Source organism: Aeromonas mytilicola subsp. aquatica (assembly GCF_044336385.1).
GTDB classification, from domain to species: domain Bacteria; phylum Pseudomonadota; class Gammaproteobacteria; order Enterobacterales; family Aeromonadaceae; genus Aeromonas; species Aeromonas rivipollensis.
Genome location: NZ_CP172298.1, coordinates 2,140,109 through 2,162,138, shown reverse-complemented (window position 1 = coordinate 2,162,138; position 22,030 = coordinate 2,140,109). Strand labels below are relative to the sequence as shown.

The window sequence follows — 22,030 nt, the reverse complement described above, 5'->3', positions numbered from 1 at the left end:
TAGAGAGATGAGTAACGTTCAACAGCTGTTCAACGGGGGCGAGAGCGCCGGTACCTTCCTGCTCAACTTCAACAACAACCGTGCCTTTGAGCTGTTTGGCCGGGAGTACCTCAAGTGCTACGCCAACCTGGCGGTCAAGGGCAAGATGAGCAAGCCCCTGCCCACAGGGCCGCTCAGCTACGCCGTCGACTTCGCCATGGATTGCGGCTGCAGCTCTGTGCTGTTCGACTTCAACCTCGCCTACAAGAAGACCTTTGGCAATCAGGCCCAGGCGCCCCTGTGGCGCGAGTCGGACTACGAGGCCGAGATAGTGCTCTGCCAGCTGGTGCGTGAGGCCCCCGCCAGCCGCCTGAACAACCGGGATCAGTTCGCCGAGGCCGAGGCCTTCTTCAACGACGTCAACCTGCCCACCACCGCCAGGAACCTGGGCAGCGACCCCTATGCCGACAAGGATGGTCTGGTGGAGTTCATCGTGGCCAACGAGCTGCTGGACGACCCCGCCGTCATGGCCAAACTGGCGGAGCAGAAGGCCTACCTCATCGCCATCACCTCAGTGGTCACCGCCTACATCAACCGCTACGCCGAGGCCTATGGCGAGCAGTACAAGACGGACGCGGATCTCTGGGCCCGGGCCCTCTCCAAGATCCCCCTGATGGGGCCGAGCAAGATCGATCAGCAGAGCTACAGCCGCCACATCAAGGGGCTCAGCATCGCCACCGACTTCATCAACTTCATCATGGACGTGGTGGTAAGCCAGGGCACCACGGCGCTGGCCAGCTTCAACAAGTTCCTGCAAAAGCAGGGGGATGCCATCCGCTTCGGGGTGGAGAACAACAAGGACTTCTACAAGACCATCACGGTCGGCATCACGGTCGAGGTGTTCAAGGTGGGCAGCGAGCTGGTCTATGTGCCCAAGATCAAGCAGTACCGCGTCAACTTCGACCGCCAGAACAGCAAGTTCACCTCCGCCTGTGCCAGCGCCGAATTCGTCGACATCCACTTCAACTACCTCTATGCCGCCAATGTGTTCGACTACGAGGCGCTCAAGGATCCGGAGATCAAGCGCGACTTCGACAGCTTCATCCAGAAGCAGCGCAAGGCCCAGATCGAGGAAGCCGATACCTTCTTCAACGACGACTTCCCGCCTCTGCAACCCAAGCAGATCGCACGGAGCAAGGCGACGGTCTGATCTTCCCCATCTTGGAAACAACACAGCCGGCATCTGCCGGCTGTTTTATATCCAGGGCTTCAGGCCCGTTTCTCTTCGAGCCAGGCGCCCTGGCTCTGCATCTCGAACAGCTGGGCGTAGTGACCCCCCAGCGCCATCAGCTCCCCATGGGTGCCGCGCTCGCTCACCTGGCCGCGGGAGAGCAGCAGTATCTCGTCCGCATCCACTATGGTGGAGAGCCGGTGGGCGATGGCGATGGTGGTACGGCCACGGCGCGCCGCCGAGAGCGCCTGGGAGAGCGCCAGCTCGGTCTGGGAGTCCACGCTCGCGGTCGCCTCGTCCAGGATGAGGATGCGCGGATCCCCCACCAGGGCGCGGGCAAAGGAGAGCAGCTGGCGCTGGCCGGCGGAGAGGTTCTTGCCCCCCTCCTCCATCAGGGTCTCCAGCCCCTTGGGCAGATGGCGCACGAACGCGGCCAGCTGCACCTCCTCCAGGGCCTGCCAGAGCCGCGCCTCATCGATGCCGTCACGACCAAGGCGCAGGTTTTCTGCCAAGGTCCCGACGAAGATGAAGGGATCCTGCTGCACCAGGCCTATGCTGCGGCGCACCGCCGAGAGCGACAGCGCGCTCATGGGGTGATCATCGAAACGGATGCAGCCCTGATCCAGCGGATAGAAGCCCATCAGCAGGCTGATGATGGTGGACTTGCCGCTGCCGGTGTGGCCCACCAGCGCCAGCATCTGGCCGGGACGGGTGGCAAAGCTCACCTCCTGCAGCACCGGCTGCTGGCCATCGTAGGAAAAGCTCACCCGCTCGAAACGCACCCGTCCCGCCAGGGGCAGCGTCTCGCCTTGCGTGCTCTCCCGGGGTTCGTCCAGCAGGGCGAACACCCGCTCCCCCGCCACCATGGCCTGCTGCAGCTGGTTGAGCTGGTTGGTCATCTCGATGAGGGGCTCGATCATGCGCCCCAGATAGCTGATGAAGGCGTAGAGCACCCCCACCTGGATGGCGCCACCCGCGCTCAACCCCTCCTTGGCAAACAGGGCCAGCAGGCCGATGAGCACCATCATGTAGAAGAGATCGATGAGGGGGCGCAGCAGTATGCCGTTGATCTTGAGGCTCTTGATCCTGGCCTGCCAGTGCTGCTGGTTCACCTCGGCAAAGGCATTGGCGAAGTGGCGCTCCTGCACCATGGCCTGAATGACCGGCATCCCCTGCAGGGACTCGTTGAGCCGGCTGTTGATGTCGGAGAGCAGGCTGCGGGTCGCCCGCACCACGGGCACGCTCAGGCGCTGGTAGAGCCACATCACGGCCCCCACCGCCGGCAGCAAGGTGGCGCACACCAGCATCAGGCGCAGATCCAGCAGCGCCATGGAGATGAGGATGCCGCACAGCAGCACCACTTTTTGCACCAGCAGCCCTATCACCTGCACATAGAGGTTCATGATCGCCTCTGTGTCGTTGGTGATGCGGGAGATGAGGGAACCCGAGCGGTGCTTGTCGAAATAGCGGGCAGGCAGCCGGATGGCGGTGGCAAACACCTGCTCGCGCAGGGTCTGCACCACTGCCTGGGCGATGCGGTTGAAGCGCAGGGATTGCAGGTAGAAGCCCGCGGCAGAGAGCACCTGCAACCCCAGATAACCGGCGGCCAGGGCGGCGATGTGGGGCCACACCAGCTGGCGCGGCGCCAGGTAGTCATCGATGAACAGCTTGATAAGCAGGGGCCCGGCCACTTCGGCGCCGGTGGCCAACAGCAGGCAGATGCCCGCCTGCACCAGCCAGCGAGGATAGCGGGCGCAGTAGGCGAGCAGGCGTTTGATGGTTGGATTCACAGACTTGCCTCCAGCACAGCGTTCCCAAGGAATTGACTCTCTTTGCCCCCTTCTCCCCTCGCGGGAGAAGGGGTGGGGGGAACCATTCGTCTCATCATCAAACTCACAGGCTCTCCTCCACATCTTGTTCCAGGCGCTGATAGCGCACCATGTCCGCATACCAGCCGTTGTGGGCCATCAGGGCGCCGTGAGCACCGCGCTCGCTGATGGCTCCCTGATCCAGCACCAGGATCTCGTCGGCCTGCTCCACCGCCGTCATGCGGTGGCTGACCAGAATGAGGGTCCGTCTGTGGGCCTTGAGCGCCAGCAGTATCTGCTGCTCGGTGTGGGCATCCACCGCCGACAGGGCGTCATCCAGCACCAGGATAGGCGCCGCCAGCAACAGGGCGCGGGCGATGGCGAGGCGCTGCTTCTGGCCCCCAGAGAGGGTCACCCCCTTCTCCCCCACCTCGGTCTCATACCCCCTGGGGAAACGCACTATGTCGTCGTGGACGCAGGCGATGCGGGCCACCCGCTCTATCTCCTCCCGGCTCGCCTCCGGCTTGCCGAGGGCGATGTTGGCGGCGATGGTGGTGGAAAACAGGAAAGGCTCCTGGGGCACATAGGCAAACTGGCTGCGCAGGGTGCCCAGGGGCAGCTGGTCGATGGGCACGCCCCCCATGGCAATGGCACCTGCCGTGGGATTGGCAAGGCGCATCAACAGCTTGAGCAGCGAGCTCTTGCCCGCCCCGGTGCGCCCCACTATCCCCAGCATGGCGCCGTGTTGCAGGGTGAAATCCACGCCATGCAGCAGGCTGCGCTGCTCCAGCCGATAGCCCAGGCCCCTGGCCTCAAGGGGCAGAGCCGAGACAAAGGCCGCGGGCCGGGCCGGCTCCTCGATGTCGCTGCGCTCCCCCAGCATGCTCTCGATGCGCGAATAGGCGGCGCTGCCCCGCTCTATGATGTTGAACAGCCAGGCGATGGCGAACATGGGCCAGATGAGCTGCCCCAGGTACATGGTGAAGCTGGTGAGCTCCCCCAGGGTCAGCTTGTCTTGCAGCACCAGGGCACTGCCGCCGGCCACCGCCAGGAAGTAGGAGCAGCCGATGCAGAGGTAAATCACGGGATCGAACTTGGCATCGATGCGGGCCACCGCCATGTTGCACTCCCCCGCCTGACGGGTCAGCTCGGCGAAGCCCTTGTCTTCCAGGGATTCCACCGCATAGGACTTGAGCACCCGCACCCCGGAGAGGGCCTCCTGGGTCTTGTTGTTGAGGCGGGAGAAGGCCCCCTGCGCCGCCTTGAACTCCTTGTAGATCTGGGTGCCGAAGCGGTTCATGAAGAAGGCCATCACCGGCAGCGGCAGCAAGGAGAGCAGGGTCAGCTGCCAGGAGTACTGGCTGCACATGATGGAGAGCACCAGGATACCGACGATGAAGGAGTCCACCAGGGTCAGCACCCCTTCGCCTGCGGTCATCTCCACCGCCTGGATGTCGTTGGTGGCGTGGGCCATCAGATCACCGGTGCGGTGGCGCTGGTAAAAGTCCGGGCTCATGCGGGTGAAGTGGCTGAACAGCCGGTTGCGCAGCACATAGGCGAGCCGGTAGGAGGCGCCAAACAGCATGACCCGCCACACGTAGCGCAGCAGGTAGATGAGCAAGCCGAGGCCCAGCAGCCCCGCCAGATAGCCCATCAGGGTGCCCTCATCGAGCTCCCCCCTGGCGATGCCATCCACCACCCAGCCCACCACCTTGGGGGGGATCACGGTCAACAGAGCCACCATCATCAGCAGGGAGATGGCCATCAGATAACGCCGCCACTGATCCTTGAAAAACCAGCCAAGCCGCAAAAATACGCTCACAGTAAAGTCCTTGCTCGCGGCACAGCGGGGGCCGCGTGGTCATAAGAGAAGCTCAATACAATCGCCCCCGAGGTGGGGGCGATGGGAGTGGGTCATCATAGCCTGAAGCGGACGACTTGAGAACGATTGCTATCTCACCGGTTCACAGCCGCTTGTCCGGGGAGGAGAACGGGAAGGCGACCGACTCCTGCTGCTCGCCGGTCAGCAGGAAATGGGAGACCTCTTCCCGGGTCTGGGTGAAGACTTGCTGCAACTGGGTCAGCTCCCCCTCGCTCAACTCCTCTTGCAGCCGCAGCCGCCACTCCAGCTCGCCGGCCAGCAGTTGCAGGCGGGAGGCGGAGATGTTGGCCGACACCCCCTTCAGGGTGTGCAGCAGGCGGCAGGCCACCTCGGGTTGCTGGCGGCGCAGGGCGGAGCGAATGTCCCACAGATCGTCCTTGTGCTCGGAGAGGAACAGCTTGAACAGGATCTGCAGCGCCTCCCTGTCCTGCTCCAGCCGGCGCAGCGCATCCTCCAGATCCAGCACCCCCATCAGATCCGGCGGCTTGACCTCGAGCGGCGCCCGCCGCTCGCCACTGGCGTTCTTCACCCACTGCAGCAGGTTGTTGTAGAGATCCAGCTTGCTGACCGGCTTGGTGACATAACCGTTCATGCCGACCCCAAGGCAGCGCTCCCTGTCCCCCGGCATGGCGCTGGCGGTAAGCGCTATGATGGGGACGTCGTGCTTGTCCACCATCTTGCGGATCTGGCGGGTCGCATCCAGGCCATCGAGCACCGGCATCTGCAAGTCCATCAGGATGACGTCAAAGGGCTGCTCAGCCACCTGCTCCACCGCCTCGCGCCCGTTGTCCACCACAGTGACCACGGCCTCGACCCGGCGCAGGTACTCCATGATGAGCTGCTGGTTGACGCGGTTATCTTCGGCCAGCAGCACCCGGGTCCCGTGCAGCAGCTCCCTGAAGTGCTGCTGATCCCCCTGCGCCTCGGCCTGACGGACCTTGCTGTCGTGGGAGCTGCCGTTGAGCAGCTCATCGACCTTGGCCAGCAGGGCGTTCTCTGTCATGGGCTTGGCCAGGAAGTGGGTCAGCCCCATGCTCTCCATGCGCCCGTGCAGCCCCTCCCTGGACCAGGCGCTGGTCATGAGTATGGGCAGGCGTCGCCACTGGCTGTGCTGATACATCTCGAGGGCAAGATCCAGGCCGTCCTCCTGTCCCATCCGCCAGTCGAGGATGGCGAGCCGGATGTGGTGGCCCTCCTCCCGCAACACCTGGCGGGCACGGGAGAGGCTGTTGACCGCGATCACGGAGGCACCGGCCCGGCCCAGTATGTCCTTGGCGAGCTCCAGCACCAGTTCGTTGTCATCCATCATCAGGATGAGGGGCTGATGATCGAAGAAGACCCGGCGCCCGGAGACCCCATAGACGGCCTGGGACAGGGGGATCTCGAAGAGGAAGGTGGAGCCCACCCCGGGCTTGCTCTGCACCCTGATCTCCCCCCCCATCAGCCCCACCAGCCGCTGGGAGATGTTGAGCCCGAGCCCCGAGCCGCCATATTTGCGGGTGTTACCCGCCTCCAGCTGGGTAAAGGGCTGGAACAGCTGTGCCTGCTTCTCCGGCGCTATGCCGATGCCGGTGTCCCGCACGCTGAAGCACACCCGCATGGGATGCTGGTTGGTCAGGGTGATGGCCACCTCCACCTCCCCCCGCTCGGTGAACTTGATGGCGTTGTTGACCAGGTTGACCAGCACCTGGCCGAGCCGCAGCGGATCGCCGCGCAGAAAATCGGGCACCGCAGGCGACTTGTTGATGATGACCTCGATCTGCTTGCGCTCCGCCAGATCCGCAAACATGGCGGCCAGGGAGTCGAGCTGCTCGCTGAGATCGAAGTCGATCTCCTCCAGAGTCAGCTTGCCGGACTCCACCTTGGTGAGATCCAGGATGTCGTTGATGAGCAGCAGCAAAGTATCAGACGAGGACTTTATCTTGTTGAGATAGTCCCGCTGCTGCTGATCGAGGTTGGTCTGCAGCGCCAGGGCGCTGAAGCCGATGATGGCATTCATGGGGGTGCGGATCTCGTGGCTCATGTTGGCCAGGAAGTCGCTCTTGGCCTGGGCCAGCAAGGCGGCGTGGCGGGACAGCTCGCTCAGCTTCTGGTTGCGGCGCCACAGGGTCGCGGCCACCAGCGAGAAGCAGAGCAGCGCGCCCCCCAGCACCATCAGGTAGAAGCGGCTCTTGAGGGAGGAGGCAAGATCCAGCTTGCTCTGTTTCCAGGCCGGCAACGAGGCCAGCCCCTTCATCTCGACGATCTGGTTGCGCAGGCGATGGTATTCCATCACCTGCTGATTGAGCTCCTGGCTGAGCTGGGTCAGGGCCGTGACTTTGGGCTGCCCGGGGTAGGTCTCCATCAGGTGCAGTTGCAGTTGCCGCAGTTGACGCTGTTCGCTGGTGTCCCAGCTGCGCCTGAGGTAGTGGCTCAACCGGGAGAGCTCGGTGAGATCGCGGGCTTGTTCGGCCCCGGCCGGCAGGGTTGCCAGCAGCGCCTTGAGCTGGCTCTGGAAACGGGGCGCCAGGTATTCGATGGTCATCTCCATGGTGTAGAGCTTGGCGAGATCCAGCAGATAACCGTCGATGTCCCGTTGCAGCGCCTGGGACTTGGGATCATCCACAGACCCCGGGTCTTCGCGCACCTGGCTCACGAAGCGATCCAGACTGCTCGACAGCAGGCTGAGGCGCTGCTGCACGCTGCCATCGCTGGCCTTCTCGCGCCCCAGCAGATAGACGGTGTCGGTATTGACCCGGTTGAGCACCAGCTCTGCGGCCACGCTCAGATCGGAGGCGCGTTGTTGCTGGCTCAGCAACTGCCAGCAATAGGCAGAGAACGCCAGCAGCGATACGATGATAAGGCCAAAGACAACACGATGGTCCCGTGCAACACTCTTCATCCCGTCTCGATTCTCATGTCATGGTCGGCCATCCGGTGCCCCAGGATCAGGGCCGAACAGCCGAGTGTGAAAAACAACTGAGCGCTATGTTACCGTTAGTCTGCTCTGTGAATGCAATAAAGATGTTGCCGGGCCATGAATAAAGGAGCCAATTATGTCACTTGTCACTACCTATTGTAGCCACTGCTTTACCCGCAATCGCCTGCCCGGCGACAAGGTGGATACCAGTGCAAAGTGTGGTCGCTGCCACCAACCGCTGTTTTCCCACTCCCCGGTGTCGGGTCGCCTGGCGCACTTCGATGCCCTGATCCAGTCCGACATACCGGTGGTGGTCGACTTCTGGGCCAGCTGGTGCGGCCCCTGCCTGCAGTTCGCCCCCGTCTTTCAAGAGATAGCCCAGGAGCTCGAACCCCGCATCCGCTTCGTGAAGCTAGACACCGAACAGGAGGCCGCCATCGCCAGCCGCTATGCCATTCGCAGCATCCCGACCCTGATGATCTTCAAAGGGGGAGAGATCCTGGCTCAGCGCAGCGGCTCCCTGCCAAAGAGCCTGTTCAAGGAGTGGCTGCTTTCCGTCACGGCAGCGCCTAAATGAAAACAGAATGTTTAATTTCTGTTTAATGGCAGATCCATTTTCACTTGACTCTGTGAGTCGCCACATGATTTGACCACATCCCCCTGTTTCAAACAGGGGGATAAATGTAACCTCGGCAACACAACAACAACCATAAATTAACCGAGAGAACAACATGCATACCTCTGCAGTCCCTTCCGCCCCTACACGCTGGCTGGACATCAAGGCCGGGATCGTCATCCTGGACGTTCTGCTGCTCTGTGCCATGCTCGCCTGGCTTCCGTTTGATCCCATGATCAACAAAGGCCTCGGCATCCTGATCTTCATCGCCATCCTCTGGCTGACCGAGGCGGTGAACATCACCATCACGGCCTTGTCCATCCCGGTGCTCGCCACCCTGCTCGGGGTGTTTGACATGAGCAAGTCGCTGACCGACTTCGCCAACCCTGTCCTCTTCCTCTTCTTCGGCGGCTTTGCCCTGGCGGCGGCCCTCTCCAAGCAGGGGCTGGATACCCAGATCGCCGCCAAGGTGATGCAGCTGGCCAAGGGTCACCTCGGCTGGGCGGCCATAGTGCTGTTCACCATCACGGCCGCGCTCTCCATGTGGATCAGCAACACAGCCACGGCCGCCATGATGATGCCGCTCGCCCTCGGCATGCTCAAGGGGCTCGACATTCACAAGGAGCGTCGCACCCTGGTCTTCGTCCTGCTTGGCGTCGCCTACAGCGCCAGCATCGGCGGGATCGGCACCCTGGTGGGCAGCCCCCCCAATGCCATCGCCGCCGCCCAGATGGGACTGGGCTTCACCGACTGGCTGAAGTTCGGCATCCCGGTGGTGCTCATCTTCATGCCGGTGGGCATAGGCCTGCTTTACTGGGTGACGCGCCCCAACCTGTCGCACCAGGTCAGCACAGAGCGGGTCACCATAGAGTGGACCGGCCAGCGCAAGACCACCTTGCTCATCTTCCTGACCACAGTGCTGCTGTGGATTGGCTCCCAGCCCCTAGCCGCGGCCCTCGGCGGCATTCCCCAGTTCGATACCCTGATCGCCATGGGCGCCATCCTGGCCATCGCCGTCAGCCGGGTCGCCAGCTGGGATGACATCAACCAGAACACCGACTGGGGCGTGCTGCTGCTGTTCGGGGGTGGCCTGACCTTGAGCGCCATCCTCAAGCAAACCGGTGCCAACGCCTTCCTGGCGGAGCACCTCTCCAGTGCGCTCTCCACCATGCCCATCTTCATCATATTGCTCTGCCTTGCCGCCTTCGTGGTGTTCCTGACCGAGCTGGTCTCCAACACCGCCACCGCCGCCCTGCTGGTGCCGCTGTTCGCCGGTGTGGCCGAGGCGCTGGGGGTCTCCCCCATAGTGGTGTCTGTGCTTATCGCCGTCGGTGCCTCCTGCGCCTTCATGCTGCCGGTGGCCACCCCGCCGAACGCCATCGTCTTCGCCAGCGGTCACATCCAGCAGCGCGAGATGATGCGAGCCGGTCTGGTGCTGAACCTGGTGTTCACCGTCATCCTGACCCTGCTGGCCTATTTCTTCGGCGATATACTGCACTGATCCCGGTGCCTGGCCGATGGGCCAGCCTCTGAGCCGTCGCCCCCCAGGCCCGTTGACACACCAGAGCCCCGCACCCTCGGGGCTCTGTTTATTCTTCCCCTCTCGCTCTTCCCTCCTGCCTCTCCCCCTCTCCTTGCCACTGGCCCTGGCCCTGTGACGCGCCCCGGGCCATTAACACGGCCTTAAGAAAGTACCTCCATGATGCGGGCAACGGCGCTCCGGCAACAGGCGTATGGAAAGCCGGTATGGATCACAACGAGAGGAAAAAAATCATGGAGAAAGCGATGGAAAGCGGCAAGGCCATCAGGGTGTGGGATCCCCTGATCAGGGTGTTTCACTGGGCAACCGTCCTGCTGTGCGTGCTCAACCTGTTCATCCTGGATGAGGGCAGACGCAATCACCGCTATGTCGGATACGCCCTGGCCGGATTGCTGGTGCTACGCATCCTGTGGGGATTTGCCGGCTCAGACTACGCCAGGTTTGCCCAGTGGTTTCCGACCCCGGCCCGTCTGGGCCGCTACCTGCAGGCCAGCTGGCAGGGCAAGCACCCCTATCATGCCGGCCACAATCCGCTGGGTGCCTTGATGATACTGCTGCTGTTGACCTGTCTGGTGGGGACAGCCGTCACCGGGATCATGACGGGGTACGAGCAGCTGTTTAATGAGGATCTCATGGAGGAGCTGCACGAGTTCTTTGCCAAGGCGCTGCAGATCGCCATCTTGATCCATGTGCTGGCGGTCATCGTCCTCGATCGCCTGACCCGGGGCGATCTCATCAGGGCCATGATCACCGGCAGGAAGCGCGTGCCGGCCGGCACCGAGATCGTCGACAAGCGCTGAGGCCTTCTCGACCAGAGGAGATAAAAAAACCCCGCGATGCGGGGTTTTTTCATACTGGGTGTGGTCAGCCGACGTTGCAGCTCTTCAATTTCCAGATCCGATCCACGTAGTCCTGGATGGAGCGGTCGGAGTTGAACTTGCCCATGGTGGCCGAGTTGATGATGGCCTTCTTCGCCCACAGCGCCGGATCCCGATACCAAGTATCGATCAGCTTGTGCGCTTCGGAGTAGGAGGCAAAATCGGCCAGGGTCAGGTAAGGGTCCCCCCCTTCCAGCAAGGAGCGCTTGATGGAGGCGAGCTCTCCCGGGCGACCCGGCGTGAAGTAGTCGGTGTCGAACCAGTCCAGCACCGCCTTGAGCTCGGAGTTGGCATAGTAGAAGTCGTACGGGTTGTAACCGCGCGCCTTCAGGGACTTCACCTCATCCACGTTCAGACCGAAGATGGCGCAGTTCTCGGCTCCTGCCTCTTCCGCGATCTCGATGTTGGCACCATCCAGGGTACCTATGGTGATGGCGCCGTTCAGTGCCATCTTCATGTTGCCTGTCCCTGAGGCCTCGTAGCCTGCGGTGGAGATCTGCTCGGAGACATCCGCCGCCGGGATCAGCTTCTCGGCCAGGCTCACGCGGTAGTTCGGCATGAACACCACTTTCAGCTTGCCCTGGATGCGGGCGTCGTTGTTGACCCGCTCCGCCAGTTTGTTGATGGCGTAGATGATGTCCTTGGCCAGCTTGTAACCGGGCGCCGCCTTGGAGCCGAAGATGAACACGCGCGGATGCATGTCATAGTCCGGGTTCGCCAGCAGACGACGGTAGAGCGCCATGATGTGGATGAGGTTCAACTGCTGACGCTTGTACTCGTGCAGACGCTTGATCTGGACGTCGAAGATCGCCTCGGCCGAGACATCGATGCCGGTTTCGGCCTTGATGACCTTGACCAGCTTCTCCTTGTTGTGACGCTTGATGGTCATGAACTGCTGCTGGAACGCCTTGTCGTCGGCAAACTTGGTCACGCTGCGCAGCTTGTCGAGCTGCAGCGGCCACTCCTTGCCCACCACCTCGTTGTAGAGGGCGGCAAGCTCGGGGTTGCAGGCCAGCAGCCAGCGACGGGGGGTCACGCCGTTGGTGACGTTGCACATCTTCTCTGGCCACAGCTCGGCATACTCGGGGAAGAGATCCTCTTTCACCAGCTTGGAGTGGATCTCGGCCACGCCGTTCACCTTGGAGGAGCCGATGACGCACAGGTTGCCCATGCGCACCTTGCGCACGTCCCCTTCTTCGATGATGGAGAGCTTGGCCTTGATGGCATCGTTGCCCGGCCACTTGGGCTCCACCAGCTCGTTCAGGAAGCGGGCGTTGATCTCGTAGATGATCTCGAGATGACGGGGCAGCACCTTCTCGAACAGGCTGACGGACCACTTCTCCAGCGCTTCCGGCAGCAGGGTGTGGTTGGTGTAGGAGAAGACCTGGTAGCAGATGGCCCAGGCCGCATCCCAGTGCAGGTCTTCCTCGTCCACCAGCACTCGCATCAGCTCGGGGATGGCCACTGTCGGGTGGGTATCGTTGAGCTGAATGGCAATTTGCGCGGCAAAGTTGCGGAAGTCCGCACCATGCACCCGCTTGTAGCGGCGCATGATGTCCTTGATGGAGCAGGCACAGAAGAAGTACTGCTGGATCAGGCGCAGCTCTTTGCCTGCATCTGTCTCGTCGTTCGGGTAGAGCACCTTGGAGATGGTCTCGGCCTGGGCCTTCTCGGCCTGGGAGTCGATGTAACCACCGGCGTTGAACACGTCCCAGTCAAAGAACTCGGAGGCGCGGGATTCCCACAGCCGCAGTATGTTGACGGTGTGACCGCCAAAGCCCACCACAGGGATGTCCCAAGGCACCCCTTTGATCTTGCGACCGGCGTGCCACACCTTCTTCAGGCCGCCCTTGTCACCAAACACTGTCTCCACATAACCGTAGAGCGGGATCTCCTGCACCGACTCGGGGCGGCAGATCTCCCAGGGGTTGCCATATTCACGCCAGGAGTCCGGGCGCTCGATCTGGCGGCCATCCTGGATCTCCTGACGGAACAGACCGTGCTCGTAATGGATGCCGTAGCCCACCGCCGGGTAGTTCAGGGTGGCCAGGGAGTCAATGAAGCAGGCGGCCAGACGACCCAGGCCGCCGTTGCCAAGGGCCATGTCCGGCTCTTGTTCGCACAGATCGGTCAGTTCCAGACCGAGTTCACCCAGGGCCTCTTCGCAAATCTTGTACAGGGAGAGGTTGTGCAGGTTGTTGGAGGTCAAACGCCCCATCAGGAATTCAGCAGAGAGATAGTGAATCGCACGAGTATCTTTCTTGAAGTGAGTCTGCTGAGTACGGGTCAGGCGCTCGTACACCTGTTCGTTGACGGCGGCAGCGGTCGCTTTCCACCATGCTTCGGGAGAGGCTTTCTGTTCGCTTGTACCCAAGGTAGAACGCAGGTGACGCACGATACTCGCCTTGAGCTGATCTTTATCCAGTTGGAGATCCTGGTCTGTCTTCTTCTTGGTAGCCATAAACCATTTTCCTTCGTTACAAATAAAAAATGTTATCCCCTTGAGGGACCGGCGCTGTTGTTATCTCAGAATATGTTCCGGCGTGGGCATACTAGCTAAAGCCGGGGGTTTAAAAGTTAACGTGAGTCACACTTTAACGTATAAAAATGACAGTTTCACCATGAAAACCCTTTCCTATATCCCGCCTGAAAAAAATAAAAATAACCTTAAAAATCAAAATATTGAATGAAATTAAAAAAGATGGATTCATGAATAGGTTTTCAATGATTGCCAGCGGCTGAAAATACGTGAAAATAAGCGTCAACTCGGCCGGCGATGAAATCGCTTTCAATGCTTGGTGTATCAACGCGGCAATAAAAGGAAGCTGCCCCAATTGGGGCAGCTTCCTGAGCTGAATTAACCATGGGCCTTGAACTGGTTACTCATGGGGTCGTAGTGATAACCAATCTGCTGCAGACGGGTGGCCAGCTGATCCTCCGTCATGTCGTAGTAAGCCAGCAACTCTTCCAGACCATCGCACTCCAGCCGCAGCTTCTCGTTGATGATCCCGAGCAGAATATTGGCGTCCAGCCGTTGCAAGGTGCTCACATCCATCTTGGTCCCTCCTCTTGCCATACATACTGTATAACCATGAGCGCCGACCCGCGCTTTGTCTACAGGTTAAAAAACACCCGCCCCACCATCAATATAAATATTATTTAAATTCAAATAGTTAATAAAAAAACCTGTTAGTCGGCTCACATTTTTAATCACAAACGCCTTGTCACTGGCATGAGATAGAACTACTGTATACACATACAGCATGGTTATTCATACAGGACACACATATGAGCCAGCCCCTGAGTCATCGCCCACTCTCCTCTTCTGCCGGTGTTATCACCACCTGGCCCACCCGCCATCAGGGCAAGGCGGAGCATGAGCATCGACTGGCCATGGATCTCCATGAAGCCCCGCTGCTGGATGCGCTGGGAAGATTGAGCCAAAGCGACAGCGGCTGGATTTTGCTCATAGCCCCGCCAGGGCTGCCCGTGGCCAAGCAACTGCAGGCACAGGGGATCAACCCCGCCCGGGTACTGGTGGTCCACGGCCCCAAGATCAAGAACTGGCAACGTCTGCTGGAGCAGAGCCTGGCCAACGGCCATTGTGCCGCCGTCTTGACCTGGCTGCCGGAACGGGTTGCCCTGGATCGCAGCCGCCTCAGCACCCTGGGACAGCGTGCCGGGGTCCTGACCCGCTTCTTCGAGCCCACTCCCTCCCAAGGTGGCCCCCTCTGTTACGGTGGGCAGGACGTCTACCTGAACCATTAATACACGCCGACCCGCGCCAGCTGGCAGGGCTCCCCGCCCCCGCGCGTCAGTCTGGCGGTAACCAAGACGAGAAAGGCGACCCTAGGGTCGCCTTCTGTCATATGGCCTGTGTGATGGGCTGCTATCTGCCCGGCCCCCGCCAGGGGCTTGCACCGGATCAGGCGAGCCTGGTATCCAGCTCGGCGATTTTGGCAGACCAGTAGGCCGGGCCGGTTTCATGGATATTGTTGCCCTGGGAGTCCACCGCCACTGTCACCGGCATGTCTTCCACCTCGAACTCATAGATGGCTTCCATCCCCAGATCGGCGAAGGCCACCACACGGGCCTTCTTGATGGCCTTGGCCACCAGGTAGGCGGCGCCCCCCACGGCCATCAGATAGACGGCCTGGTGCTGCTTGATGCTCTCGACGGTTTTCGGACCCCGCTCGGACTTGCCTATCATGCCGATGAGGCCGGTTTCCCCCAGCATCATGTCGGTGAACTTGTCCATCCGGGTGGAGGTGGTGGGGCCGGCCGGGCCGACCACTTCGTCACGCACCGCATCGACCGGGCCGACGTAGTAGATGAAGCGGTTGGTGAAGTCGACCCCTTCCGGCAAGCCTTCGCCATTTTTCAGCATGTCGGCAATGCGCTTGTGGGCAGCGTCACGGCCGGTGAGGATCTTGCCGGACAGCAGCACTGTATCACCGCTCTTCCAGCTGGCGAGTTCGGCCTTGGTGATGCCGTCGACGTTGACCCGGCGCACGTTGCCGCCCGCTTCACGGGTGATCTGTGGCCAGTCTTCCAGCTTCGGCGGGGTCAATTCGGCGGGGCCAGAGCCATCGAGCTCGAAGTGAACGTGGCGAGTCGCGGCGCAGTTGGGGATCATCACCACCGGCTTGGAGGCGGCATGGGTCGGGGCGGACTTGACCTTCACATCCAGCACTGTGGTAAGGCCGCCCAGCCCCTGGGCACCAATCCCCAGCCGGTTGACCTTGTCATAGAGCTCGACCCGCAGCTTCTCTTCTGTGGTCTCTGGACCCCGGGCGATCAGCTCCTGAATGTCGATGTGCTCCATCAGGGCTTCCTTCGCGAGCACGGCCGCCTTCTCGGCGGTGCCGCCGATGCCGATCCCCAGCATGCCAGGCGGGCACCAGCCGGCGCCCATGGTCGGCACGGTTTTGAGCACCCATTCGACCACGTCGTCGGAGGGGTTGAGCATCACCATTTTGGACTTGTTCTCGGAGCCGCCGCCTTTGGCCGCAATGCTCACTTCCACCTTGTCCCCCGGGATCATGTCGATGTGCACCACGGCAGGGGCATTGTCCTTGGTGTTCTTGCGACTGCCGGCCGGATCCGCCAGCACGCTGGCACGCAGCGGGTTGTCCGGGTTGGTGTAGGCACGGCGGGTGCCCTCATCCACCATCTCCTGGACCGTCATGTCGCTGTCCCACTGCACCTGCATGCCGATCTTGACGAAGCAGGTGACTATGCCGGTGTCCTGGCACAGAGGGCGATGCCCTTCGGCAGACATGCGGGAGTTGATCAGGATCTGGGCCAGGGCATCCTTGGCGGCCGGGTTGATCTCGCGGTCATAGGCAGCCTTGGCGGCATGGACAAAATCGAGGGGGTGGTAGAAAGAGATGTACTGCAGGGCGTCAGCAATGGAATCGATAAAGTCCTGTTTTCTAATGATGCTCATATCATCCTCACTGGTCCTTGTCGTCGCTTGCGCGAGCAAGGGCTTCCATATGAGCCGGGCCTTCGGCAGGCGGCGAATGCGCACAGAGCCGGCGACTACGGCGTGTTTTTATAACGGTGTTTTTCTTAAAAATGCCGGCGGCCATGATACGCTTGAGCACCCGAACCGGCTAGGGAGCTGGGTGCAAACTGTTGCCTGTGTAACAAAAAATGAAACCAAGACTGCATATCCACCATTTCGACCCGCAAGCATCGCTTCATGCCCTGTTTGCCCGCTTGCAACACCAGGCCTGGGCCATCTTGCTGGAATCGGCAGGCCCAACGGGCGCCGACAACCGCTTTGACATCATCAGCGCCGATCCGCTCGCCACCCTGGAGACCCGGGGCGCCAGCACCTGTCTGCGCCACGCAGGCAGCCAGACCCTGCATGAAGAAGATCCCCTCACCCTGCTCGCCCGCACCCAGCAGGCCCTGCTGGGGGAGCTGGTGCAGGATGAACATGATCTGCCCTTCATCGGGGGCGCCCTGGGACTCTTTGGCTACGATCTGGGACGGCGATTCGAGCGTCTGCCCACTCAGGCCAGGGCGGACATCCAGGTACCCGACATGGCGGTGGGGATCTACGACTGGGCACTGCTGCGGGAGGTCGCAACCGGTCGCTGGCAGCTGGTGCACTGGGGAGATGAAGCCGGACTCGCCAGACGCCTGCAGTGGCTGGCGGCGCAAATCCCGCAGGCCGGCGCCCCCTTCGCCTTGCAGGGAGAGTGGCAGAGCAACATGAGCCGGGCCGAGTACGGCGAGAAGTTCTCCCGCATCCAGGCCTATCTGGCGGCGGGGGATTGCTATCAAATCAACCTGACCCAGCGCTTCAGCGCCCCCTATGGCGGGGACGAGTGGTCCGCCTATCTCGCCCTCAGTGCCGCCAACAAGGCCCCCTTCTCGGCCTTTGTCCGGCTGCCCCAGAGCGCCATTTTGAGCCTCTCCCCCGAGCGCTTCCTGCTGCTCGATGGCCGCCACATCGAGACCAAGCCCATCAAGGGCACCCGGCCCCGTCATCCGGACCCCGCTATTGATAAACAAGTGGCCGAGTCGCTCGCCAGTGCCGACAAGGACAGATCGGAGAACCTGATGATCGTGGATCTGCTACGCAACGACATAGGCCGGGTCAGCCGCCCGGGCTCCGTCAGCGTGCCTAGCCTGTTTGCGGTGGAGTCCTTCCCCGCCGTGCATCACCTTGTCTCCACCATTCACGGTGAGCTGGATGCGCGCTGGCAGGGGGTGGATCTGCTGCGGGCCTGTTTCCCTGGCGGCTCCATCACGGGGGCCCCCAAGATCCGGGCGATGGAGATCATCGAGGAGCTGGAGCCGGTGCGGCGCAACGCCTATTGCGGCAGCATCGGCTACCTGAGCCAGCACGGCCGGATGGACACCAGCATCTGCATTCGCACCCTGATAGCCGAGGCCGGCCGGCTCCATTGCTGGGCGGGAGGGGGCATCATCGCCGACTCAGACCCGGACGCCGAATATCAGGAGACCTACGACAAGGTGGCCCGCATCCTGCCGCTGCTGGATGCCCTGCGCCAATGAGCCTGTGACTGCCCTCGCCCGCCCCAAGGAGACCAGGACCGAGATGGATATCGAGATGAACCGCGCCGAGCTGCTGACCCGCTTCCTGTTGCAGCGCCCCGCCCCCGCCCATCGCCTGATGCTGGCGGGGCTCAAACCGGCGGCTGTGCTGATCCCCCTGGTGGAGCGCCCCCGGGGGCTGCACCTGTTGCTGACCCGCCGCAGCCCCACCCTGCGCCATCACCCGGGACAGATAAGCTTCCCCGGCGGGCGCCAGGATCCGGAAGATGAGAGCCTGATCCACACGGCCCTGCGCGAGACCCACGAGGAGTTGGGGATCCCCGCCGCCCAGATCCGGGTCATCGGCAGCCTCACCCCCCTCAACACCATCTCCCTGTATGACGTCCTGCCGGTGCTGGCCATGATAGACCCCGACTATCGGCTTGCCCTCAGCCCCGATGAGGTGGAGCAGGCCTTCGAGGTGCCCCTCAGCCATGTGCTGGATCCGGCCCATCACATAGCCCTGACCCTCCCAAGGGCGGGCAAGCGCCACACCATCTACTGGATCCCCTGGCAACACTCCTTCATCTGGGGGGCCACCGCCAGCATGATCCGCCAGCTGGCCCAGCACCTGTCAGGACAACATATTGATAACCTGGCGAGGTGAAAGATTATCCATTTAACATTCAACTAACACCGCATATGATAAATAAATTTTGATTATTTATTCTTTTGATCACATTTCTATAAGAAAGTGCGGGTTTCAGCCTCATAAAGGTGAATCTGATCAACATTTTTGATTAAAAAAAAAGTATTCTTGCGCCGACTAATTAAAACCACACATTCGGGGTGAGACACATGTCCAATACTGTCACTGGCGCACAGGACGTTGCAGCCGCACAGGAGCAAGGGATCCGCTCGGTCCAATCACGCGGTTGGAGCAAACAAGACACCACCTGGGTTATCAGCCTGTTCGGCACCGCCGTCGGCGCCGGCATCCTGTTCCTGCCCATCAACGCCGGCATGGGTGGCTTCTGGCCACTGGTGGTGATGGCGCTGCTGGTCGGCCCCATGACTTACCTGGCCCACCGTGGCCTGGCGCGCTTCGTGCTCTCTTCCAAGAAGCCAAATGCAGATATCACCGAAGTGGTGGAAGAGCATTTCGGCGTGGGCGCCGGCAAATTAATCACCCTGCTCTACTTCTTCGCAATCTACCCCATAGTGCTGATCTACGGCGTGGGCATCACCAATACCGTCGAGAGCTTCCTGGTCAACCAGCTGCAGATGACGGCGCCACCGCGCTGGATCCTCTCCATAGTGCTGATCATGGCCATGATGTCGGTCATGCTGGCCGGTGAGAAGCTGATGCTGAAGGTCACCGAGTTCCTGGTGTACCCGCTCATCGCCATCCTGGCGGGCATCTCCCTCTACCTGATCCCGGACTGGACAGGTGCCGCCCTTGCCCAGGTGCCTTCCGCCAAGGATTTCGCCACCACCCTGTGGCTGACCATCCCTGTGCTGGTGTTCTCCTTCAACCACAGCCCGGCCATCTCCAGCTTCGCCCTGGCCCAGCGCCGTGACCACGGTGACAACGCCGTCGCCAAGTCCGACGCCATCTTGAAGCGCACCGCCATCGTACTGCTGGGCTTCGTGATGTTCTTCGTCTTCTCCTGCGTGATGAGCCTGACTCCGGCCCAGCTGGCAGAAGCCAAGTCCCAGAACATTGCAGTGCTCTCCTACCTGGCCAACCAGCATGCGAGCCCCTTCATCTCCTACTTCGGCCCGCTGGTTGCCTTCGTCGCCATCGTCTCCTCCTTCTTCGGTCACTACCTGGGTGCCCGTGAAGGTCTGAAGGGCATGGTGATGCAGCAGATGCGCTCCTCCGGCAAAGAGCCGAACCACAAGAAGATTGAGCTGTTCATCATCGCCTTCTTCATTCTGACCCTGTGGAGTGTGGCCGTGATCAACCCCTCCATCCTCGGCATGATCGAATCCCTGGGTGGCCCCATCATCGCCACCATACTGTTCCTGATGCCGATGTACGCCATCAAGCGCGTCCCGGCCATGGCGAAATACCAGGGCCAGATCAGCAATGTGTTCGTGGCAACCATGGGCCTCATCGCCATCTCTGCCATCCTCTATCAGCTGGTCGGCTAACCCCGTCCCCGATAGCCAGGGTCAACCGGATCGCCGGCTGACCCGACCAGAGACCCACAGCCCGGCAGGCTCAGCGTGCCGGGCTGTTTTCATTGCTCTGCCCCGGGGCCCCTGCAAAGGCCAGGATCAAGGCCATCTTCCATATCAAGCGCCCTACCCCAATCGTTTCCCCCGCTGCGTTGCCGCCCGTGCAATCTGCCCCTCTCCTCACCCCCCACCCTTGGGCGAAAAGCAGGGATAGCGTCAGCCCCCCCTCGCTGTCGAGTGACCCATATCCCCGCCCACTTTCCCTTCTGACCTTCGCCAGCCCTTTGCCGGGTTCCAGTGCACGGAGATGGATGCGATGCCGCGCCAGCATGGTGCCACCAGGGCCACCCCTCAGGGACCTGGGTTTGCACCCGAAACACGGGATGTCGTCGCTCGCCCACGATCCGATGCGGCGACACAGAACGAGAGCCCTGATGCGCCAATCTTGCGCCCATGCGCACTGACGAGCCTTGGTGCTTTGCCGCTATGACGACGCAGCGGTTGACTGCCCATCAGCGCCTGAGCCTATAACTCCCGGCCCTTCTTGCCAGAGGGGATAAGCGCGACCGCCCTCACCAGCAGGCGCTGGGTCCTCCCATGGACAAGAGGCCAACAGCGACAACAGGCAGATTGGATTAAGGAAGGGCAAGCGTCGCTGACATGAGATCGCAGGCAATAAAAAGCGCCCTCCGAAGAGGGCGCCAGCGTTTAGGGAAAAGCTAAGGGGATCAGGCTTCGCGGCTGGGGACCGGGGCGGCGTCCAGCAGGCTCTCATCCTCGGCCATGCAAGCGGCCGCGGTGAACAGTACATCGGTGGAGCTGTTGAGGGCCGTCTCGGCGGAATCCTGCAGCACCCCTATGATGAAGCCCACGGCGACGACCTGCATGGCGATGTCGTTGCTGATGCCAAACAGGCTGCACGCCAGCGGGATCAGCAGCAGGGAACCGCCGGCCACGCCGGAGGCGCCACAGGCGCTGATGGTGGCGACCACGGAGAGCAGAATGGCGGTAGCCAGATCCACTTCCATCCCCAGGGTATGCACCGCTGCCATGGAGAGCACAGTGATGGTAATGGCGGCACCTGCCATGTTGATGGTGGCACCCAACGGAATGGAGACAGCGTAGGTGTCTTCCGGCAGACGCAGCTTCTCGGCCAGCGCCATGTTGACCGGAATGTTGGCGGCGGAGCTGCGGGTGAAGAAGGCGGTCACGCCACTCTCTTTCAGGCAGGTCAGCACCAGCGGATAGGGGTTGCGCTTGATCTTCCAGAACACGATGAGCGGGTTGACCACGAAGGCGATGAACAGCATGCAGCCGATCAGCACCACCAGCAGCTGGGCATAGCCAAACAGGGCATCGAAACCTGTCTCGGCCAGAGTGGATGCCACCAGACCCAGGATGCCGAGCGGCGCACAGCGGATCACCGCTCTGACGATGCTGGAAACCCCGTGGGACAGGTCGGTGATCAGCGCCTTGGTGCTGTCACCCGCGTGACGCATGGCGATGCCAAGGCCAATGGCCCAGGCCAGGATACCTATGTAGTTGGCATCCAGCAGCGCCTTCACCGGGTTGGTCACCACGTTGAACAGCAGGGTCTGCAGTACCTCGGTGATGCCGCCCGGCGGGGTGATCTCGGCGCTGCTGGCCACCAGATGCAGGTTGGAGGGGAACAGGAAGCTCGCCATCACGGCCACCACGGCGGCCAGGAAGGTCCCCAGCACATAGAGCAGCAAGATCGGCTTCATGTTGGTCTTCTGCCCCTGCTTGTGACCAATGATCGCCGACATCACCAGCACGAACACCAGCAGCGGGGCGACCGCCTTCAGGGCACCGACGAACAGGCTGCCAAGCAGACCCGCCGCCTTGGCCCATTCAGGCATGAACATGGCAAGGAGGATACCGAATACCAGACCGACCAGGATCTGGCTAACCAGACTGGTGCTGTTGACCAGTTTTATGAGGGGGTGTTGTTGTGTCATCAAATAGTCCCTGTGCACTC

Annotated in this window: 15 protein-coding genes; 8 read left to right on the top strand and 7 right to left on the bottom strand. The window is 61.7% G+C overall.

Features of this window, described 5'->3' with window-relative positions; translation table 11 throughout:
• Positions 1-7 precede the first annotated feature (7 nt).
• Complete coding sequence (locus tag ACFWHB_RS09915; protein ID WP_393935834.1) at positions 8-1,189, top strand: hypothetical protein; 1,182 nt, start codon at positions 8-10, stop codon at positions 1,187-1,189.
• A gap of 59 nt (positions 1,190-1,248) precedes the next feature.
• Here the strand turns inward: ACFWHB_RS09915 and ACFWHB_RS09910 are convergent, their stop codons facing one another.
• The 3 genes from ACFWHB_RS09910 to ACFWHB_RS09900 form a co-directional block, all read right to left on the bottom strand.
• On the bottom strand, positions 1,249-3,000 hold the full coding sequence (locus ACFWHB_RS09910) for an ABC transporter transmembrane domain-containing protein (RefSeq protein ID WP_395950076.1): 1,752 nt from the start codon (positions 2,998-3,000) through the stop codon (positions 1,249-1,251).
• Positions 3,001-3,103: 103 nt separating this feature from the next.
• Complete coding sequence (locus tag ACFWHB_RS09905) at positions 3,104-4,840, bottom strand: ABC transporter transmembrane domain-containing protein (protein ID WP_289983301.1); 1,737 nt, start codon at positions 4,838-4,840, stop codon at positions 3,104-3,106.
• A gap of 142 nt (positions 4,841-4,982) precedes the next feature.
• Complete coding sequence (locus tag ACFWHB_RS09900; protein ID WP_395950075.1) at positions 4,983-7,781, bottom strand: hybrid sensor histidine kinase/response regulator; 2,799 nt, start codon at positions 7,779-7,781, stop codon at positions 4,983-4,985.
• 154 nt (positions 7,782-7,935) lie between these two features.
• On the opposite strand from ACFWHB_RS09900, the gene trxC reads away from it, so the two are divergent.
• The 3 genes from trxC (at position 7,936) to ACFWHB_RS09885 (ending at position 10,755) form a co-directional block, all read left to right on the top strand.
• On the top strand, positions 7,936-8,376 hold the full coding sequence (trxC, locus tag ACFWHB_RS09895; RefSeq protein ID WP_290029846.1) for a thioredoxin TrxC: 441 nt from the start codon (positions 7,936-7,938) through the stop codon (positions 8,374-8,376).
• 154 nt (positions 8,377-8,530) lie between these two features.
• Entirely contained in the window at positions 8,531-9,916 is a 1,386-nt protein-coding gene (locus tag ACFWHB_RS09890) for an SLC13 family permease (RefSeq protein WP_395950073.1), read from the top strand.
• Between the two features lie 284 nt (positions 9,917-10,200).
• On the top strand, positions 10,201-10,755 hold the full coding sequence (locus tag ACFWHB_RS09885; RefSeq protein WP_395950192.1) for a cytochrome b/b6 domain-containing protein: 555 nt from the start codon (positions 10,201-10,203) through the stop codon (positions 10,753-10,755).
• Positions 10,756-10,819: 64 nt separating this feature from the next.
• On the opposite strand, the gene ACFWHB_RS09880 is transcribed toward ACFWHB_RS09885, so the two are convergent.
• Positions 10,820-13,294, bottom strand: coding sequence for a glycogen/starch/alpha-glucan phosphorylase (locus ACFWHB_RS09880; RefSeq protein ID WP_111911836.1), 2,475 nt, complete (start codon positions 13,292-13,294; stop codon positions 10,820-10,822).
• 396 nt (positions 13,295-13,690) lie between these two features.
• Positions 13,691-13,888: a DUF4250 domain-containing protein gene (locus ACFWHB_RS09875; protein WP_005323525.1), complete on the bottom strand. Its 198-nt coding sequence runs from the start codon at positions 13,886-13,888 to the stop codon at positions 13,691-13,693.
• Between the two features lie 233 nt (positions 13,889-14,121).
• Here ACFWHB_RS09875 and ACFWHB_RS09870 point away from each other — a divergent pair, with 233 nt between their 5' ends.
• Positions 14,122-14,601: a cell division inhibitor gene (locus ACFWHB_RS09870; RefSeq protein WP_205641849.1), complete on the top strand. Its 480-nt coding sequence runs from the start codon at positions 14,122-14,124 to the stop codon at positions 14,599-14,601.
• Between the two features lie 157 nt (positions 14,602-14,758).
• Here ACFWHB_RS09870 and ACFWHB_RS09865 read toward each other — a convergent pair whose 3' ends face one another.
• On the bottom strand, positions 14,759-16,282 hold the full coding sequence (locus ACFWHB_RS09865) for a fumarate hydratase (RefSeq protein ID WP_163147601.1): 1,524 nt from the start codon (positions 16,280-16,282) through the stop codon (positions 14,759-14,761).
• Positions 16,283-16,491: 209 nt separating this feature from the next.
• Here ACFWHB_RS09865 and pabB point away from each other — a divergent pair, with 209 nt between their 5' ends.
• From pabB to ACFWHB_RS09850, 3 genes are all read left to right on the top strand, one after another.
• Positions 16,492-17,868 carry an aminodeoxychorismate synthase component I gene (gene pabB, locus ACFWHB_RS09860; protein WP_290071102.1) on the top strand — a complete coding sequence of 459 codons (1,377 nt, stop codon included), beginning with the start codon at positions 16,492-16,494 and terminating at the stop codon, positions 17,866-17,868.
• Positions 17,869-17,923: 55 nt separating this feature from the next.
• Positions 17,924-18,514 (top strand): CoA pyrophosphatase, encoded by a 591-nt coding sequence (locus ACFWHB_RS09855; RefSeq protein WP_290071137.1) that lies wholly within the window; start codon positions 17,924-17,926, stop codon positions 18,512-18,514.
• 191 nt (positions 18,515-18,705) lie between these two features.
• Complete coding sequence (locus tag ACFWHB_RS09850) at positions 18,706-20,004, top strand: HAAAP family serine/threonine permease (RefSeq protein ID WP_106886661.1); 1,299 nt, start codon at positions 18,706-18,708, stop codon at positions 20,002-20,004.
• A 755-nt stretch (positions 20,005-20,759) separates the two neighbouring features.
• Here the strand turns inward: ACFWHB_RS09850 and sstT are convergent.
• Positions 20,760-22,010 carry a serine/threonine transporter SstT gene (gene sstT, locus ACFWHB_RS09845; RefSeq protein WP_106886660.1) on the bottom strand — a complete coding sequence of 417 codons (1,251 nt, stop codon included), beginning with the start codon at positions 22,008-22,010 and terminating at the stop codon, positions 20,760-20,762.
• Positions 22,011-22,030 lie beyond the last annotated feature (20 nt).

Bases quoted from the DNA above. Each gene is read 5' to 3' on its own strand.
- ACFWHB_RS09915 (WP_393935834.1), top strand. From the start codon at position 8: ATGAGTAACGTTCAACAGCTGTTCAACGGGGGCGAGAGCGCCGGTACC.
- ACFWHB_RS09900 (WP_395950075.1), bottom strand. From the start codon at position 7,781: ATGAAGAGTGTTGCACGGGACCATCGTGTTGTCTTTGGCCTTATCATC.
- trxC (WP_290029846.1), top strand. From the start codon at position 7,936: ATGTCACTTGTCACTACCTATTGTAGCCACTGCTTTACCCGCAATCGC.
- ACFWHB_RS09890 (WP_395950073.1), top strand. From the start codon at position 8,531: ATGCATACCTCTGCAGTCCCTTCCGCCCCTACACGCTGGCTGGACATC.
- ACFWHB_RS09885 (WP_395950192.1), top strand. From the start codon at position 10,201: ATGGAAAGCGGCAAGGCCATCAGGGTGTGGGATCCCCTGATCAGGGTG.
- ACFWHB_RS09880 (WP_111911836.1), bottom strand. From the start codon at position 13,294: ATGGCTACCAAGAAGAAGACAGACCAGGATCTCCAACTGGATAAAGAT.
- ACFWHB_RS09875 (WP_005323525.1), bottom strand. From the start codon at position 13,888: ATGGATGTGAGCACCTTGCAACGGCTGGACGCCAATATTCTGCTCGGG.
- ACFWHB_RS09870 (WP_205641849.1), top strand. From the start codon at position 14,122: ATGAGCCAGCCCCTGAGTCATCGCCCACTCTCCTCTTCTGCCGGTGTT.
- ACFWHB_RS09865 (WP_163147601.1), bottom strand. From the start codon at position 16,282: ATGAGCATCATTAGAAAACAGGACTTTATCGATTCCATTGCTGACGCC.
- pabB (WP_290071102.1), top strand. From the start codon at position 16,492: ATGAAACCAAGACTGCATATCCACCATTTCGACCCGCAAGCATCGCTT.
- ACFWHB_RS09855 (WP_290071137.1), top strand. From the start codon at position 17,924: ATGAACCGCGCCGAGCTGCTGACCCGCTTCCTGTTGCAGCGCCCCGCC.
- ACFWHB_RS09850 (WP_106886661.1), top strand. From the start codon at position 18,706: ATGTCCAATACTGTCACTGGCGCACAGGACGTTGCAGCCGCACAGGAG.
- sstT (WP_106886660.1), bottom strand. From the start codon at position 22,010: ATGACACAACAACACCCCCTCATAAAACTGGTCAACAGCACCAGTCTG.